This window comes from Companilactobacillus insicii (genome assembly GCF_003946015.1).
GTDB lineage: Bacteria > Bacillota > Bacilli > Lactobacillales > Lactobacillaceae > Companilactobacillus > Companilactobacillus insicii.
Genome location: NZ_RHNU01000050.1, coordinates 1 through 15,269, shown reverse-complemented (window position 1 = coordinate 15,269; position 15,269 = coordinate 1). Strand labels below are relative to the sequence as shown.

Genomic DNA, 15,269 nt, shown 5'->3' with positions numbered 1-15,269 from the left:
GCGAAAATACCCCACCAATTCCATTTAGAATGGCAAAAAAATAGTAGAAATAACCGTATATCAGTTATTTCTACTAAGTATTATCTGAGATATTAGTTTTGTCCCAGACTCTTTTAGTTTAAAAATATATATCAGGGGGGAAATATATTTTTATGTGTATATGTTTTTTATATAGGGGGATTTTATTTAATTAAGGGGGGATTAAATAAAATTTAAAAGGGTTTTATCTATTTTTGTGTAATTGTGAGTTTTTAAGAAAATATTTATACGGGGTTGTAACTTAATACTAAAGTTTTCGGTCCATCCTGTCACCTCTTTATTTCTTTTTGACTATGCTTAAATAATAACGTCTTATTATGAATAAATAACTAGGAAACTACGAATAAATCAGTACTAAAGTATGAAGAAATTATGAATAGCCAGGACCTATCACCTGAGTTATCAAGAATCTTGTTTTATAATGAAGAAAATATGACTCAAGGGGGATTAACACATTATGAAATTATCACATGAGCAAAAACACAATCTTAAAGCTGCTATTATTGCCGGTACTGCAGCTGGGGTTGTTTCTGGACTAGTTAAATTGGGATGGGAAAATATCTTACCACCAAGAACTGCTGAACGTAATTCTACTAACCCACCACAAAAATTACTACAGCAATTCGGTATACCTGAAAAAATCACTCACGCTACTTATACTTATTCTGGTGAAAAACTGCCTTGGGTCAGCTATTTAATGCACTTTGGCTTCTCAACTTCATTCGCCATTATTTACGAAGTACTAGCTCAATACAAACCTTATATTAGAGTAGGTGCTGGTTCCATCTTTGGACTTGCCATTTGGGTCGCCTTTCACATTGGAATCATGCCAATGATGAAGACAGTGCCATCACCTTCTGATCAACCAACCGAAGAACACATATCTGAGGCACTCGGTCACATCGCTTGGATGTGGACTAACGATGTTGTCGGAGCAGAAATATACCGTCGCCTAACCGCACAAAAGTAGGCGCTATATGAACAAATGGGTAACATCTATACCAGAGCGTCTTAGCTACGGATTAAGCGATGCGGCGGATAATCTTGTCTTTCAAATGATGACAATGTATCTGCTCTTCTTCTACACTGATGTTTTTGGCTTAACTCCTAACGAAGTCGCTATTCTATTCGTAGTCGCACGTACAGCTGATGTCTTTGAAAGTCTGCTTATTGGTGTAATGATCGACCATACTCATTCTAAATGGGGAAAGAGTCGTCCATTCTTCCTATGGTTCTCATTTCCATATGTCGTTTTCGCCATTTTGACATTCGTAACTCCAGGCTTCTTGCCACATTCTGGCAAATTAATTTGGGCATATGTAACTTATCTAGGATTAGGCTTCTTTTACACTGCCGTTAACTTGCCAATCACTTCTATCCTGCCAACTATGACAGAGAACGAAAAAGAAACTACCTTATTAGGTGTAATAAGACAGTTCTTTGGTAGTTCCGTTCAGATTATCGTTGCAACTTTCACCATTCCTTTAGTAGCATTCTTTGGCAAAGGTGATCAGCAAAAAGGATTCCTACTGACAATTGCTCTATTTGGATTAATATCATTGATCTTAATTCTCAATACATTCTTCCACGTTCGTGAACGTTACACTAATGACGAGATCAATCACCAACCACTGTCAGAAGTTTGGAATATGATGAAGCAAAACAAGCCTTGGATGGTTATTTCAATTGTTATCTTCCTATACTGGATGACTACAGCCATCAAAAATCAAACTATTATTTATTACTTCAAGTACGTTCTGAAAAATGAAGGCATGGTTTCGCTTGCGAATAGCTTTACTCTAACAGCTTTGATTGGAGTCGTTTCGATTTATTATGTCTCTGGAAAAATTGGTAAAAAGCATACAATGCTGTCCGGTATCGCCACAGCATTCATTGGCCAATTGATCATCACCATTGCTGCATATACAGAAAACATGCCAATCTTATTTGTAGGTATTTTTGTAAACTCCATAGGTAACGGATTCATAATTGGATTAGTATCAATTATGATTGCCGACACAATTCGCTATGGTACAGCTATGGGAATTCAGGCTGAAGGTGTTCTAGCTTCTACTGACGACTTTGGAGTTAATCTAGGATTAGGATTGGGTGGTTTGGTAACAGCCGAATCCTTACAGCTAACTGGATATGTTTCCAACAAACCGCAATCAGCCACAACAATTTCAGCTATAAATCTGAATTTTGCAATCATCCCATTAGCACTTTATGTCATAATGTTTTTGATATTATTGGCCTATAATGAGAACAAAATTCAAGATAAAATAAAAGAAATTACTAATTAATATAATTATAAAAATCCTCGAGAAAAAATAATATTTTCTCGAGGATTTTTGTTAGCTTTTTCACAGAATCTGATTATACTTAGCCTCAAACTAGTGTAAGAAGGTGTCTATTATTATGATGAATAAGACTATGGATAAAAATAAAGAAACAATCAAAAAATATTTTGAACTTGCCGACTTTGCTTCGGACGATGAACAAGCGGTCAACGATATAATTGACTTATTCTCTGACAATGTCGCAATTCGTTCCGGTTGCAATGAAACAGCCACTAATAAAGAAGAAGCAGCCGCATTCTTCAAATCCTTCTTTAACCGTAATAAAAAATTAAAGCATATCTTTAACACGCAAACTATCGAAAATTACTATCAAACAGAGTGGTCAGTCGCAGGCCTTAAGAGCGATGGCTCTATTTTTGCATTACATGGATTCGACTACTACCGTTTCGATGATGACGGTAAAATTTGCTCATTATTGATTGAAATTACTTAACTTTTAATACCAGACGTTTACCACCATCGGTTCCTTTTTCAAGCATCATATGTGCTTTAGAGGCGTCTTCAAGTGGCAATATCTCATAATCATCATCCAATAAATATCCACGATCAAGCCAGTAGTTTAATACCCTACTGGCTTTTTGTATTTGCTCTAATTTAGCGTGACTGATAACAAACCCCTTTATAGATTTCGAACTAGTATAAAATTCTTTGACATCAAACTTAAATTGATTATCACTTGGAGAAGTAATTAAGACTACTTGTCCATAAAGATTAAGCTTTTTGAGGCTTTTGTTAAGACTGACCTTCCCAGAAGTATCTATTATATAGTCAAACATTCCAGGAACTTCAGAAATATCAGTATGATAATCGATTGTTTGACCACTACCTAACTTCTTTAATCGTTCAAAATCTTTGGAATTACTAGTCGTAGTAACATTCAAACCTGATAGTTTACTAAGTTGTACTAACTTAGTTCCAACATGACCCGCAGCACCTTCAATCAAAATATTTTTATTATGTTTTACTTCAAAAATATCGTTTAAGACTATCGCAGCAGTCGCAGATGAATGAAGCGTCGCAATCAACTTGATTTTGTCAACATCAGGTGCCTTAAATGCACGTGATTCCGGTATTGATGCTAATTCACTTGTTACACCATTACGACCATCATATCCCATACTATTCGTCCAGATATAATCTCCAATTTTGAACTTGTTAACTGCAGAACCAACTTGTTCAACCGTGCCAATTGCATCTCGACCAATAACAAATGGAAATTTCATATTTGTTTCAAATCCACCTGCACGGACAAAGGTATCAACGTGATTGACCGATGTATAATCTATCCTTACCAGAATCTCATTATCTTTTATCTTTGGTGTTGGTAACTCGCCGATTTTTATTTCATTGTACGCGCCAGTTCTATCTATATATGCTGCTTTCATTTTAAACTTCCTTTAATAATAACTTGATTACCATCTGATAACAGTGCCAATGTGACTAGATCATGAAAATATGAAGTTCCCACTACACCATTAAATTCACTTAATTGTTGATTTATCTTTTCAATGTTATCCCAATTATCAAATGTACAATCAACCAAACCATTACCTAGTCTAGTTCTCACCATACCAGCGATATCATTTGATTGCCGCACATCAGCTTTACCACCCAATTTTGTGACCAAAGAACACACTTGTGGAACCGCAGCTTCAATAACCTCTAAGCTCAAAAATACTTCAGGATTCAATTTTTCTCTCAAACGTGCTTTTGGAGCTAGGATCACATAGTTATCAGCTAACTGCGCATAAATTTTTTCAAACGTATGAATTCCACCATTACTTTTTAAGACATTCAAGTTCTCATCTAAACTATCACAACCATCAAATCCCAGATCAATATGTGTGACTTGAGCTAAATCGATCACTGAAAGGCCTAAATTTTGACACGACTTCTTCGTAACTTCTGATGGTGTACAAATTGTGATATCAATATTTTTATGTGCCACTTCTTTTATTAGTCTACCGACATTACTTCCACCACCAAAACTAACTGTCATTTTTGGCTTAATCAGATTAAGTGCTTCTTCAATTAATTTTTCCATAATGAGCCTCACTAAAGTTTAATTTCATTCTAATACTATCAGAATATACAAAAAAAGACTGCCCTCAGGCAGTCTAAGCGATCGATTTTAATTTTGAATTTGTATTATAGAACCTTAACAGCGAATGAAGGCATGAAGTAACCTGAGATAGTTGAAATCTTAACTGATTCGCCTGGTTGTGGTGCAGCAATGTATTGGTTGTTGCCTAGGTAGATAGCTACGTGATATGAAGAACCTTGGCCACCCCAGAATAATAGATCTCCGGCTGAAGCTTGTGATACAGCTTCTGTTGTACCAGCTGATTCTTGAGCTACTGTGTATCCACCGATACTCTTACCAGTTGCTTCTTGGTATACGTATGATGTGAAACCTGAGCAGTCAAAACCTGAAGGTGTCTTACCACCCCATACATAAGGTGTACCTAAATATTTTTTAGCAGTATTGATAACAGCATCAGATTGTGATTGTGATGAATCTTCTGTAGCTGCTTGTGTAAGTGTTGCTGTGTCAGTAACGTCTGTAGCTTTAACCCATTCGTTCTTACCTACGTAATAGAATGTGTTACCTGAAGCATCTGTAGCTGACTTACCAACAGACCAGTCAGTATTTGCAGCAAGTGCACGACCAGTTGTCTTAGCATCTGATGAAGCAGTAGAATAAAGAATTGCCATATTGTTTGTACGAACGGCAACAGGTGTTGCTGTATCAGCCTTAACTGTAGTTGCGGCGTTTGAAACACCTAATCCTGTAACTGCTAATGATGCGGCTGCTGTAAATGTAACTAGACTTTTTTTAACTTTAGTATTCAAAATTGAAATCCCCCGTAATGGTTTGTTTTTTTAATTGTTTAAATTTTCTTAAATATTATTTTCTTATCACTCAACGATGACTATAATACACTCTGAATGTTGCAGAATTGTTACAGTAATTGTATAAGAATGTTACACTTTCTATTTCACAAAATAAAAAGGCTACCAATGCTATTAGATAGGCATTGGTAGCCTTTTTGTGAATAATCAAATTACTTGAATTAGAGGTCATTTATGACTTTATCGACCTTTTCCTCGGTTATTTTGATATCTTTGTTAACAATTTCGCAGGATTTACCCCTTAATTCATCCGGAATTTTAAGATCTCGCTTAAATTCCTCACTATTAATTCGTCTATTTAAGCGATCAGAATCATCGCCTCGTTCGTGTAATCTATGTGCCACTGTTTCAAGATCAACTTCCAAGAATATAACAACGGCCGCATCTTTATATTTTCTCTTATAGGAAATAGCACCAGCGGTATCGACGACAATACTAGCAATATCGACCCTTTTCCAAGTCTGATTGAGACTCTCTTCAGATGATCCATAATGAAAGCCTGAGTATTCTACTTGCTCTAAGTAATGATTTTCAGAAAATGTTTCATCCGTTTCAAAATGGTAATCAACACCATCCTTTTCACCTGCACGCGGGGCACGAGTTGTGTGCGTTAAAACCGGAGGAATATTATATTTACTTTTCAAATATTGACTGATGGTTGTCTTACCAGTGCCACTAGCGCCGGTAATTACAATAATTTTTTTGTTCATAATGTATCCTATTTATTTGAATTATTTCTTCTACTATATTATTATACTAGTCTGTTAAGTAAAAAATCCTAGGAGATTTATACATATGAAAATAGAAGATTTAAAGGTTGGAGAAGTTTACAAGTGCAAGGTGGATGAAGATATGGATTATCCATTCGAAGGTAAAGTTGAAAAGGTCTACGAACACTCAGCTTTAATGGAAATTGTAAAAAATGATCCTAAAGATGATACCAACAAAATGGAATTAAATAACAAAATCGTTGTAAGTATCAAAAAAATCAAAAAGTAAAATTTAAAAGCTAAATGGAGCTATGGCAATTATGTCATAGCTCCATTTTTTATTTACTATTCTTTTTGTGCTTCTACATCAATAAATGAACGAGCGGGCACTCTTAATACACGGTATTCAACTGCAAAACGACCTGCTTTAAGTCCCAAGCCATTCACAAAATTATTCTTATATTTGGCTTGTGCTGTAATTACATAGGCATATTGATACTTAGAATCCATCTTCTTAATCTTATCCATTGGCCAATTCATACGCATCCCTGATACATTGAATGGCAATGTTGCATCAGAAATAGTCGCATTGTGACTCGACACTGTATAAGTAGAATTGTTTACCCAATATTGATAAACATCGTTGTCACTGTGCCTATCTTTTTTGTCGATCTTTACATAATAACCCTGACCATCATTAGTAGTTTGTACAATCATTGGTTCGTACTTATAAGTCATTGCAATATCATTCTTGTCCTTCAAGTCCACTCTTGAGAACAAGGTTACATATAGCATTGCACTTACCGCAAAGATGACTACAATAATTTCCAACAAATCTACTAAGATCGTCTTCCAAGTTATACCATCTTTTTGGACAACTAATATTTTTAAATGGCGATTTCTAATATTAAATACCACGAAGATCAACAGTGCAATAACTATGATCCAAGCGATTATTCCCACAAAATTCCAAGAACTCATAATCTTCTCCCTACTAAAATTATTGCCTTTCAACATTTGTAATTTTAACTGAAAAACATATAATAGTCATTACGGTAATTTTACCACGAAAGAACCAAATATAATAAAAATCAAAACACTATTCTTTAGACAATAACCGCTAGAACAGTCTTTATAGCCACACTATGATGTATACCAATTAAAATAAAACACAATATATAGTATTTTCACAAGAATAATTACTAGTATTGGTATATTGAATGTTTTATACTAGTGAATGAATCACATTTCGAGGGAGCGAATTATTATGAACAGCGTAATCGTATATAGCAAAAACAACTGCATGCAATGCAAAATGACAAAGAGATACTTAAAAGAACATAACATTAACTTTGAAGAACACAATATCAATCAAGAACCAAAATACCTTGATATGCTAAAAGAACAAGGCTTCCAAAGTGTGCCCGTAGTTATGCCCGCAAATAGTGACCCAATAGTCGGTTTCCGTCCAGATAGCCTGAAAGAACTAGCTAACTAATGGTCGACATAGCCTATTACTCAATTACCGGCCAAACACGGCGCTTCGTCAATAAGACCGGTCTAAATGGATATGAAATATCTGACGCCGATCCTTTTCACGAAATGGGTCGGTCTTTTATTCTCATCGTTCCGGCATACGACGATGATATGATGGATCCAGTCGTTGATTTCCTACAATATAAGGACAATGCCACAAATTGTGTGGGTCTAGCCGGTGGTGGGAATCGAAATTTCAATTCTTTGTACAACCACACGGCAAGAGATATTGCCCATGGACTGGAAGTTCCAGTGGTATTCGAATTTGAATTCAATGGTACTAATAAAGACGTAGAAAACTTCAAGAAAGTAGTGAATAACTTTGGGACTAAATAATCTAGATGTAAATAAAGTAAGTTACTTCAAGCTAAATAATGAAATCAATATTCCTGTTGACGGTAAAATTCCGTTGAACAAGGATCAAGAAGCTGTCAAAGCCTTCTTCGCCGAAAATGTCGAGCCAAATACTATGAAGTTCGATTCATTTAAAGAACACATTGACTACTTGATCGACAATGATTATATAGAAAAAGAAGTTATCGCTGAATATCCATTTGAATTCATCGACAAACTTTACAAATCATTACTAAATAAAAATTTCCAATTCAAGTCATTTATGGCTGCATATAAGTTTTTCAATCAATACGTTATCAAAACCAATGATGGCGATATGTATCTAGAAAACTACGAAATGCGAATCCTTTTTAACGCCTTACTTTTCGCACACGGTGATCAAGAACAAGCTACAACTTTAGCTAACGAGATGATCATGCAACGCTATCAACCCGCTACACCTTCTTTCTTAAATGCTGGTAGAAAACGCCGTGGCGAATATGTCTCTTGTTTCTTATTACAAGTAACAGATGACATGAATAGTATCGGTCGTACAATTAATTCTGCACTTCAACTATCACGTATTGGTGGTGGTGTCGGTATTACTCTATCAAATCTTCGTGAATCAGGTTCACCTATTAAGGGAATCGATAATTCATCATCTGGTGTTTTGCCAGTTATGAAGTTGTTAGAGGACAGTTTCAGTTACAGTAATCAACTAGGTCAACGTCAAGGTGCCGGAGCCGTTTACTTAAACGTCTTCCATCCGGATATTATTGACTTTTTATCCGCTAAAAAAGAAAACGCTGATGAAAAAGTTCGTGTTAAGACTCTTTCACTTGGTGTTATAGTACCTGATAAGTACTACGAACTAATTAGAAATGATTCAGATATGTATTTATTCAGCCCTTATTCAGTTGAACGTGTTTACGGTGTTCCATTCTCATACGTTGATATCACAAAAGAGTATGACAAGATGGTTGCTGACGATCGAATTAAAAAATATAAAATAAAAGCTCGTGAACTTGAAGACGAAATTAGTAAATTGCAACAAGAATCTGGTTATCCATATATTCTAAATATCGATACAGTTAACCGTGACAATCCTATTGATGGTAAAGTCATCATGAGTAACTTATGTACAGAGATCCAACAGGTACAAGTTCCTTCAGAATTAAATGATGCTCAAGAATATACAAAACTTGGTACTGATGTTAGTTGTAATCTTGGTTCAACAAATATTTTGAACATGATGGAAAGTCCTGACTTTGGTAAGTCGATTCGTTCAATGCTCCGTGCTTTGACATTTGTCAGTGATGCTTCAAATATCACTGCTGTTCCTTCAGTTGCTCACGGTAATAAAATGAGCCATTCTGTTGGTCTTGGTGCCATGGGACTACACACATACTTAGCTAAACACCATATCGAATATGGTTCTCCAGAATCTATCGAATTTATCGGTGTTTACTTCATGCTTCTTAACTATTGGACATTAGTTGAAAGTAACAATATTGCCAAAGAACGCAAGGAAACCTTTGCTAATTTCGAAAAATCAGCCTATGCTGACGGATCATATTTCGATAAATATTTAAAAGAAAGCTTTGCACCTAAATCAGACTTAGTTAAAGAGCTATTCAAGGGTATCCAAATCCCTGATCAAAATGACTGGGCTAACTTAAAGGCAAACGTTCAACGCGACGGTTTATATAACGCCTATCGTCTAGCGGTTGCTCCAAATGGTTCAATCTCATACGTCAACAATACTAGTGCCAGTTTACAACCAATCACTCGCCTAGTTGAAGAACGTCAAGAGAAGAAGAATGGTAAATTATACTTCCCAGCTCCACTATTAAGTAATGATACAATTGGTTATTACAAGTCAGCTTATGATACTGATATGCGTAAAGTAATTGATATTTATGCTTCTGCACAAAGGTTCGTTGATCAAGGAATGAGTTTGACGCTATTCGTCCGCTCGGTCATCCCTGAAGGAATTTATGAATGGAAGACAGAACCTAAGCAAACGACACGTGATCTAAGTATTCTACGTAACTACGCTTACTATAAGGGAATCAAGTCATTATATTACGTCCGTACATTTACAGAAAACAACGATGAAATCGGAAGCAACGAATGTGAAAGCTGCTCAATTTAGGAGGATTTAACAATGGTTGACACGTATTACAAAGCCATGAACTGGAACAAACTTGAAGATGTGGTCGATAAGGCTACTTGGGAGAAACTAACTTCCCAATTTTGGTTAGATACACGTATTCCACTATCTAACGATATGGACGACTGGAGAACTCTTAGTGATATTGAACAAACTGTCGTTGGACACGTCTTCGGTGGTTTGACATTGCTTGATACATTGCAATCACAAGATGGTATCGAAGCTATGTTAAAGGATACTCGTACTCAAGCTGAAACAGCAGTCTTCAATAATATTCAATTCATGGAATCTGTTCATGCCAAAAGTTACTCCTCAATCTTTAGTACTTTGAATTCTGCCGAAGAAATCGAAGAGATCTTTGACTGGACCGATCACAATGAATTCTTACAAAAGAAAGCCGAAATCATCAATAACATTTACCAAAACGGTTCACCGTTACAAAAGAAAGTAGCCAGTGTCTTCTTAGAAAGTTTCTTATTCTATTCAGGTTTCTACACTCCACTGTATTACCTTGGTAATAACAAATTGGCCAATGTTGCCGAAATCATCAAGTTGATCATTCGTGACGAATCAGTTCACGGAACTTATATCGGATATAAGTTCCAACTCGGGTTCAACGAATTATCCGACGACGAACAAGAAAAAATGCAAGATTGGATGTACAATTTGTTGTATGAACTTTATGACAATGAAGAAAAATACACTAATGAATTGTACAAGGGAACAAATTGGACTGAAGAAGTAATGGTCTTCCTTCGTTATAACGCTAATAAAGCCCTGATGAACTTGGGACAATCTCCATTGTTCCCAGATGGTAATGCTGAAGACGTTAATCCAATTGTTATGAACGGTATTTCAACTGGAACAACTAATCATGACTTCTTCTCACAAGTTGGTAATGGTTACTTGATGGGACAAGTTGAAGCTATGAAAGATTCTGATTATGATATTGGTTTGAATAAGGATTCTGCTACACCTGATAATGGTGGCGAATTATTTAACAAAATCAAAAAATTGAAGTAAGCAAATAAGGTATCGCCGCTTGGCGATACCTTATTTTTTTATACCTAACAATCGATTCATCAACTGAAAATGATGCATTAATGATAACTTCTTTACATTGCCTAAGCCTGGAAATTTAGTCTGATTATAATAATTTAACAATTCGTGCAAAGCGGGAGTGTCGTTTAATCCCTTCAAATGAGCTGGTGCCCACTCTACTAATTTACTCAACGATTCAAAGAACTTATTCTTTTGGCCACCCATAGTTTCGTTACTATCTGAAACGAAATGATGAATTCTCAAACTACCATCAGCCGTCACATAAATAATATGTATAGCAATTGCTCGTGATGGCATTCCTTTATCAAAGTAGTGACTACCAACCATCGAATAATCCCCAAAGCCATGATAATTATCAACTTGTTGCCACCAACTAGCTGGTTGAAAATATTCATCATCAAGTAACGCATAGTCAGCAACGTGATCAACAAATGCTAACGGATCTGTCAGAGAAATTGCCTTATCACCTACAATTTGATGTAAACGTGCTTCTTCTGGAATAAAAACATCGTTGATTTTTTTAAGCAATCTTGTATTTTTATATGCTTTCAGTAAAGAATAGTTCTTAGCAATCAGAAAGCTAGTTTGATTGCTTTTTGTTTTCAGAAAATCACTACTAAAATCTGGAGCTAAAATGGCACCTGGATGAAAAAATGAAGCTTCTGATAAGTCTGGTAGTGGATGTAACTTAGCATCCCCATTCAATCCATAAAGACTAACTTGTGGGTTAGCAATTAAACTAAATGGCTGTTGATGTTCACAAAAGGTATTTACTGTTTGCTGTAACTCCTTGGAATCTCTAACTGGTTCAATAATGGGAACGATCTTTGAACCCAATTGCTCATGCTCACACAACTCTCTTAAGGCCAACAGGTCGTACATTCGCCCCCGCAAATAAGGATAATAGATCATATTCTATCCTCCAAATTAGGCTGCTGTATACTTTGTAATTTTAGTTTTAACCCTTGATACTCCGCATTTCTAGCATCCAATTCCTCTTGGAGAGCTGTAACAGCATCGCTTTGAACATCCTCCACAAATCGATCATATACATTGTGATTTGGTTTGTAGACATCGTAACCCTTTTTAGCTCGTTTTTTCATTTCTTTAAATAATTGATCATCAGAATACAATTGTAGCCCTTTTTCTACCCGTTTAGCCTTATCGACCTCGCGAAATAACGACGCTACAAAATGTGCAGTTAATGGTTTTTCATCAACTTGCAACTCTTGATATTGGGCTTTTTTAGCAATCGTCAAAAAACCTGGTGTACGTAATGTTTGGGGAGCCAAATCAACTGCCTTCTTATCAAAAGCTCGATAGATCATAACACCAATATGAGAAGGTATTTCTTCAGCTACCTCTTCATACAATTTTTGTGGTAAAACAAAATAATTGTAATTTCCAATGAACGATAACTTGGCCTTGGAGTGAAAATCCGACTTAGTAACTTTTAATTCATAACAACGCCATTCAATCTCACCATTAGGTAATTGCTGGTAACTTAAAGTATCAACGATTCCCTTCTTATCAGGCATTGATACTTCCTCTACTACATACGCTCCCTGCTCATAACAATATTGATAGAGCGTGCTTTCTAAATTACGAGTCAGTTTTGTTTTCATTGTTATCCTCCGTTTGACTCCAAAAATTATCGATGGTTGCACCTAATTGATCGACACTTCGAATTTTTTGATAATACTGCCAATGTGGTGGGAACAAGTCAGTATATCGTCGACTAGCGAAGCGTTGATCTAATAATAGAATTATCCCTGTGTCATGACTACTACGAATCAAACGTCCAGCTGCTTGCAAGACGTTATTCATACCTGGCAATTGATATGCATAAGCAAACCCCTTGCCATTCTCTTGATCATAGTAATCACGAATCAAATTATTCTCCGGACTTAATCCAGGCAAACCAACACTCACAATAGCAACTCCAATTAATCGATCACCTCGTAAATCAATTCCTTCGGAAAAAATTCCTCCTAGAACACAAAAACCAACTAAGGTTTCTTCCGGGTTCTTTTTAAATTGATTCAAAAAGTTTTGGCGTTCCTCATTATTCATAGCTGTATCTTGAGTCGTAGTTTTAATACCTGGATGTACAGCCTCAAAGGCTTCTTTGATTTGACGTAAATAACCATATGATGGGAAGAAAAACAAGTAATTACCTTTTTTTGCGGCTATCAACGTATATAAGCTAGCAACTATCGCTGACTCACTATTCTCACGTTCACGATAAGTTGTTCGAATATATTGTGTAACCAATATTGCTTGATGTTTTGGTGGAAAAGGTGATGGAAGCTGATAAGCCAAACTATTACCTTCACCACCCAAGACATTTTGATAGTAAGACATCGGTGATAACGTGGCTGAGAACAAGACTGCCCCTGATCCCATATTCAACGACTTATCCAAAAATTCACTTGGATCTAAGCACAGCTGCTTAACTACTACATGCTTGTCTTCAACTACAATTCTCGTCTGATAACTGTCATCATAAAGATTGCCTATTTTAACAAAAGTCAGGCAATCAAAAAAGAAATCTTGTACTGAAGTAAAAAAATCAGATGGTTTTTGTTGCGCCATCCAGTCGGTCATAAAATCTGTGAACTTTCGTAGTACACGTAACAGTGATTCCGGAGGATCCGGCGTCATCTTCTCTGTAAGTTGTTCTTCTTTTAACTCATCTGATAATTTTTTGAATCCTCGACGAACTTTTTTTAATTCTTTTTGCAAATCCTCACTAGCCTGTGTTTTAAATACTTTAGTTTTTTTTAATAACGGCGTTATAGAAGCATCAGATATTTCAGCTGAATACATATCTCGTGAGCGACTGACTAAGTTATGAACTTCATCAATCAAGAAGAAGTTCTCCAAATTTCGTTCGGTAAAAAATCTCTGTAAATAAACTAAAGGGTCAAATAAATAATTGTAATCACAAATAATCACATCGCAAAATAAAGATGTGTCTAATGAAAATTCAAATGGATCAATTGTATGTTTATGAGCATAATCTTCAATTACAGTCCGTGTTATTAAATTTTCGTGCGTCAATAGATCCTTTAATGCCGGTTTCAAGCGATCATAGTAGCCTACCATATAAGGATTATCTTCCGGCGGAACGTTTTGTTCCTCGGGAAAACGTATCTTATCTTTCGCAGTTAAAGTGACGCTCTTAATCTTAAGTCCATCTCCCGCCATCATTTCCAACGCTTCTTCAGCCACGTGACGAGTGCTTTGTTTAGCGGTTAAATAAAACAGTCGTTCTATTTTATCTTCACCCATGGCTTTGATAGCAGGAAATAGTGTTGAAATAGTCTTACCTGTTCCGGTAGGTGCTTCAACAAATAATCGTTTTTGTAAACTAATAGTTTTATAGACAGCTCCAGCCATCTCATGTTGACCAGTCCTAAATTCTGGAAATGGAAATGGCAGATCCTTGATAGAATCATTACGATCACGTCGCATATCGGCTCTTAAAGTTAGCCAATACTCGTACTCTTTGATTAAATCATTAAAAAACTTCGTTAATTCGGATCGTTTAAAAGTCTTTTTAGTACGCGTTACTTTTTCTTTAGTAACTTGAAAATAGGTCAATTCCAAAGTAACTTCATCAAAATCAGGATTGTCCTCTAATAATAAATATCCATAAACCTTCACTTGTCCCCAATACAAGTCATATGTGTTTTCCGAAATGTCTTCAAATGCTTGATCAGAAGTTTTTATTTCTTCAATCAGTAATGTATTATCAGTCGTTTCGACTCCATCAGCTCTTCCAGAAATAACATAATCTTGGTCATTCATCGTAACAACTTTTTTCAGATAAACTTCACTTTCATAGTCACTTGAGCGACCACTCTGAAGTTTTCTATGAATTCGTGCTCCAGCTAGAGCCGTATTTTGACTATCTTTGCTTTCGACTAAATCACCTTTTCGCAAGACAAATTCCACTAATTGTCTAATACCAACACGAGTCGCCATAACGAACTCCCTTCTGAACAAAATACAAATCAATTAACATTATAAAACAGACGTTCGCTCTTGTCTGTTTTATGGCGACGAATTTACAATTGAAGTGCAACATCAGTTTTAGAATATAAAAGAAGACTCATAGCCTGAGACCTTGTAAAATGG

Annotated in this window: 16 protein-coding genes; 8 read left to right on the top strand and 8 right to left on the bottom strand. The window is 35.8% G+C overall.

Features of this window, described 5'->3' with window-relative positions; all coding sequences use genetic code 11:
- Positions 1 to 496 precede the first annotated feature (496 nt).
- The 3 genes from EKM79_RS11530 to EKM79_RS11520 all read left to right on the top strand — a co-directional run bounded on the left by EKM79_RS11530 (position 497) and on the right by EKM79_RS11520 (position 2,832).
- Complete coding sequence (locus EKM79_RS11530) at positions 497 to 1,009, top strand: DUF1440 domain-containing protein (protein WP_125568959.1); 513 nt, start codon at positions 497 to 499, stop codon at positions 1,007 to 1,009.
- Between the two features lie 7 nt (positions 1,010 to 1,016).
- On the top strand, positions 1,017 to 2,342 hold the full coding sequence (locus EKM79_RS11525; RefSeq protein WP_125568957.1) for an MFS transporter: 1,326 nt from the start codon (positions 1,017 to 1,019) through the stop codon (positions 2,340 to 2,342).
- A 115-nt stretch (positions 2,343 to 2,457) separates the two neighbouring features.
- Positions 2,458 to 2,832, top strand: a complete 375-nt coding sequence (locus EKM79_RS11520) for a nuclear transport factor 2 family protein (RefSeq protein WP_125568955.1) — start codon at positions 2,458 to 2,460, stop codon at positions 2,830 to 2,832.
- Here EKM79_RS11520 and EKM79_RS11515 read toward each other — a convergent pair.
- The 4 genes from EKM79_RS11515 to EKM79_RS11500 all read right to left on the bottom strand — a co-directional run bounded on the left by EKM79_RS11515 (position 2,825) and on the right by EKM79_RS11500 (position 6,022).
- Complete coding sequence (locus EKM79_RS11515; protein WP_125568953.1) at positions 2,825 to 3,784, bottom strand: quinone oxidoreductase family protein; 960 nt, start codon at positions 3,782 to 3,784, stop codon at positions 2,825 to 2,827. The genes EKM79_RS11520 and EKM79_RS11515 overlap by 8 nt on opposite strands.
- Positions 3,781 to 4,443 (bottom strand): ribose-5-phosphate isomerase A, encoded by a 663-nt coding sequence (locus EKM79_RS11510; protein WP_125568951.1) that lies wholly within the window; start codon positions 4,441 to 4,443, stop codon positions 3,781 to 3,783. Before EKM79_RS11510 ends, EKM79_RS11515 begins: the two co-directional genes overlap by 4 nt.
- A gap of 104 nt (positions 4,444 to 4,547) precedes the next feature.
- Positions 4,548 to 5,252: a C40 family peptidase gene (locus EKM79_RS11505; protein WP_246005692.1), complete on the bottom strand. Its 705-nt coding sequence runs from the start codon at positions 5,250 to 5,252 to the stop codon at positions 4,548 to 4,550.
- 221 nt (positions 5,253 to 5,473) lie between these two features.
- Positions 5,474 to 6,022: a guanylate kinase gene (locus EKM79_RS11500; protein ID WP_125568949.1), complete on the bottom strand. Its 549-nt coding sequence runs from the start codon at positions 6,020 to 6,022 to the stop codon at positions 5,474 to 5,476.
- Between the two features lie 85 nt (positions 6,023 to 6,107).
- On the opposite strand from EKM79_RS11500, the gene EKM79_RS11495 reads away from it, so the two are divergent.
- Positions 6,108 to 6,311, top strand: coding sequence for a DUF2187 domain-containing protein (locus EKM79_RS11495; protein ID WP_125568947.1), 204 nt, complete (start codon positions 6,108 to 6,110; stop codon positions 6,309 to 6,311).
- 56 nt (positions 6,312 to 6,367) lie between these two features.
- Here the strand turns inward: EKM79_RS11495 and EKM79_RS11490 are convergent, their stop codons facing one another.
- Positions 6,368 to 7,003, bottom strand: coding sequence for an LVIS_2131 family protein (locus EKM79_RS11490; RefSeq protein WP_125568945.1), 636 nt, complete (start codon positions 7,001 to 7,003; stop codon positions 6,368 to 6,370).
- 286 nt (positions 7,004 to 7,289) lie between these two features.
- On the opposite strand from EKM79_RS11490, the gene nrdH reads away from it, so the two are divergent.
- Genes nrdH through nrdF form a run of 4 tightly spaced genes read left to right on the top strand, consistent with a single transcriptional unit; the run spans position 7,290 to position 11,087 of the window.
- Entirely contained in the window at positions 7,290 to 7,520 is a 231-nt protein-coding gene (gene nrdH, locus EKM79_RS11485) for a glutaredoxin-like protein NrdH (protein WP_125568943.1), read from the top strand.
- Positions 7,520 to 7,894 (top strand): class Ib ribonucleoside-diphosphate reductase assembly flavoprotein NrdI, encoded by a 375-nt coding sequence (nrdI, locus tag EKM79_RS11480; RefSeq protein ID WP_125568941.1) that lies wholly within the window; start codon positions 7,520 to 7,522, stop codon positions 7,892 to 7,894. The genes nrdH and nrdI overlap by 1 nt, the downstream gene beginning before the upstream one ends.
- Entirely contained in the window at positions 7,881 to 10,046 is a 2,166-nt protein-coding gene (nrdE, locus tag EKM79_RS11475; RefSeq protein WP_125568939.1) for a class 1b ribonucleoside-diphosphate reductase subunit alpha, read from the top strand. Before nrdI ends, nrdE begins: the two co-directional genes overlap by 14 nt.
- A 12-nt stretch (positions 10,047 to 10,058) precedes the next feature.
- Positions 10,059 to 11,087 (top strand): class 1b ribonucleoside-diphosphate reductase subunit beta, encoded by a 1,029-nt coding sequence (nrdF, locus tag EKM79_RS11470; RefSeq protein ID WP_125568937.1) that lies wholly within the window; start codon positions 10,059 to 10,061, stop codon positions 11,085 to 11,087.
- 30 nt (positions 11,088 to 11,117) lie between these two features.
- On the opposite strand, the gene EKM79_RS11465 is transcribed toward nrdF, so the two are convergent.
- The 3 genes from EKM79_RS11465 to EKM79_RS11455 are packed head-to-tail and all read right to left on the bottom strand — an operon-like array spanning position 11,118 to position 15,116.
- Positions 11,118 to 12,038 (bottom strand): sce7725 family protein, encoded by a 921-nt coding sequence (locus EKM79_RS11465; RefSeq protein WP_125568935.1) that lies wholly within the window; start codon positions 12,036 to 12,038, stop codon positions 11,118 to 11,120.
- A complete protein-coding gene (locus EKM79_RS11460; protein WP_125568933.1) occupies positions 12,035 to 12,751 on the bottom strand; it encodes a hypothetical protein in 717 nt (238 codons plus the stop codon). Before EKM79_RS11460 ends, EKM79_RS11465 begins: the two co-directional genes overlap by 4 nt.
- Entirely contained in the window at positions 12,729 to 15,116 is a 2,388-nt protein-coding gene (locus EKM79_RS11455) for an ATP-dependent DNA helicase (protein ID WP_125568931.1), read from the bottom strand. Before EKM79_RS11455 ends, EKM79_RS11460 begins: the two co-directional genes overlap by 23 nt.
- Between the last annotated feature and the right edge of the window lie 153 nt (positions 15,117 to 15,269).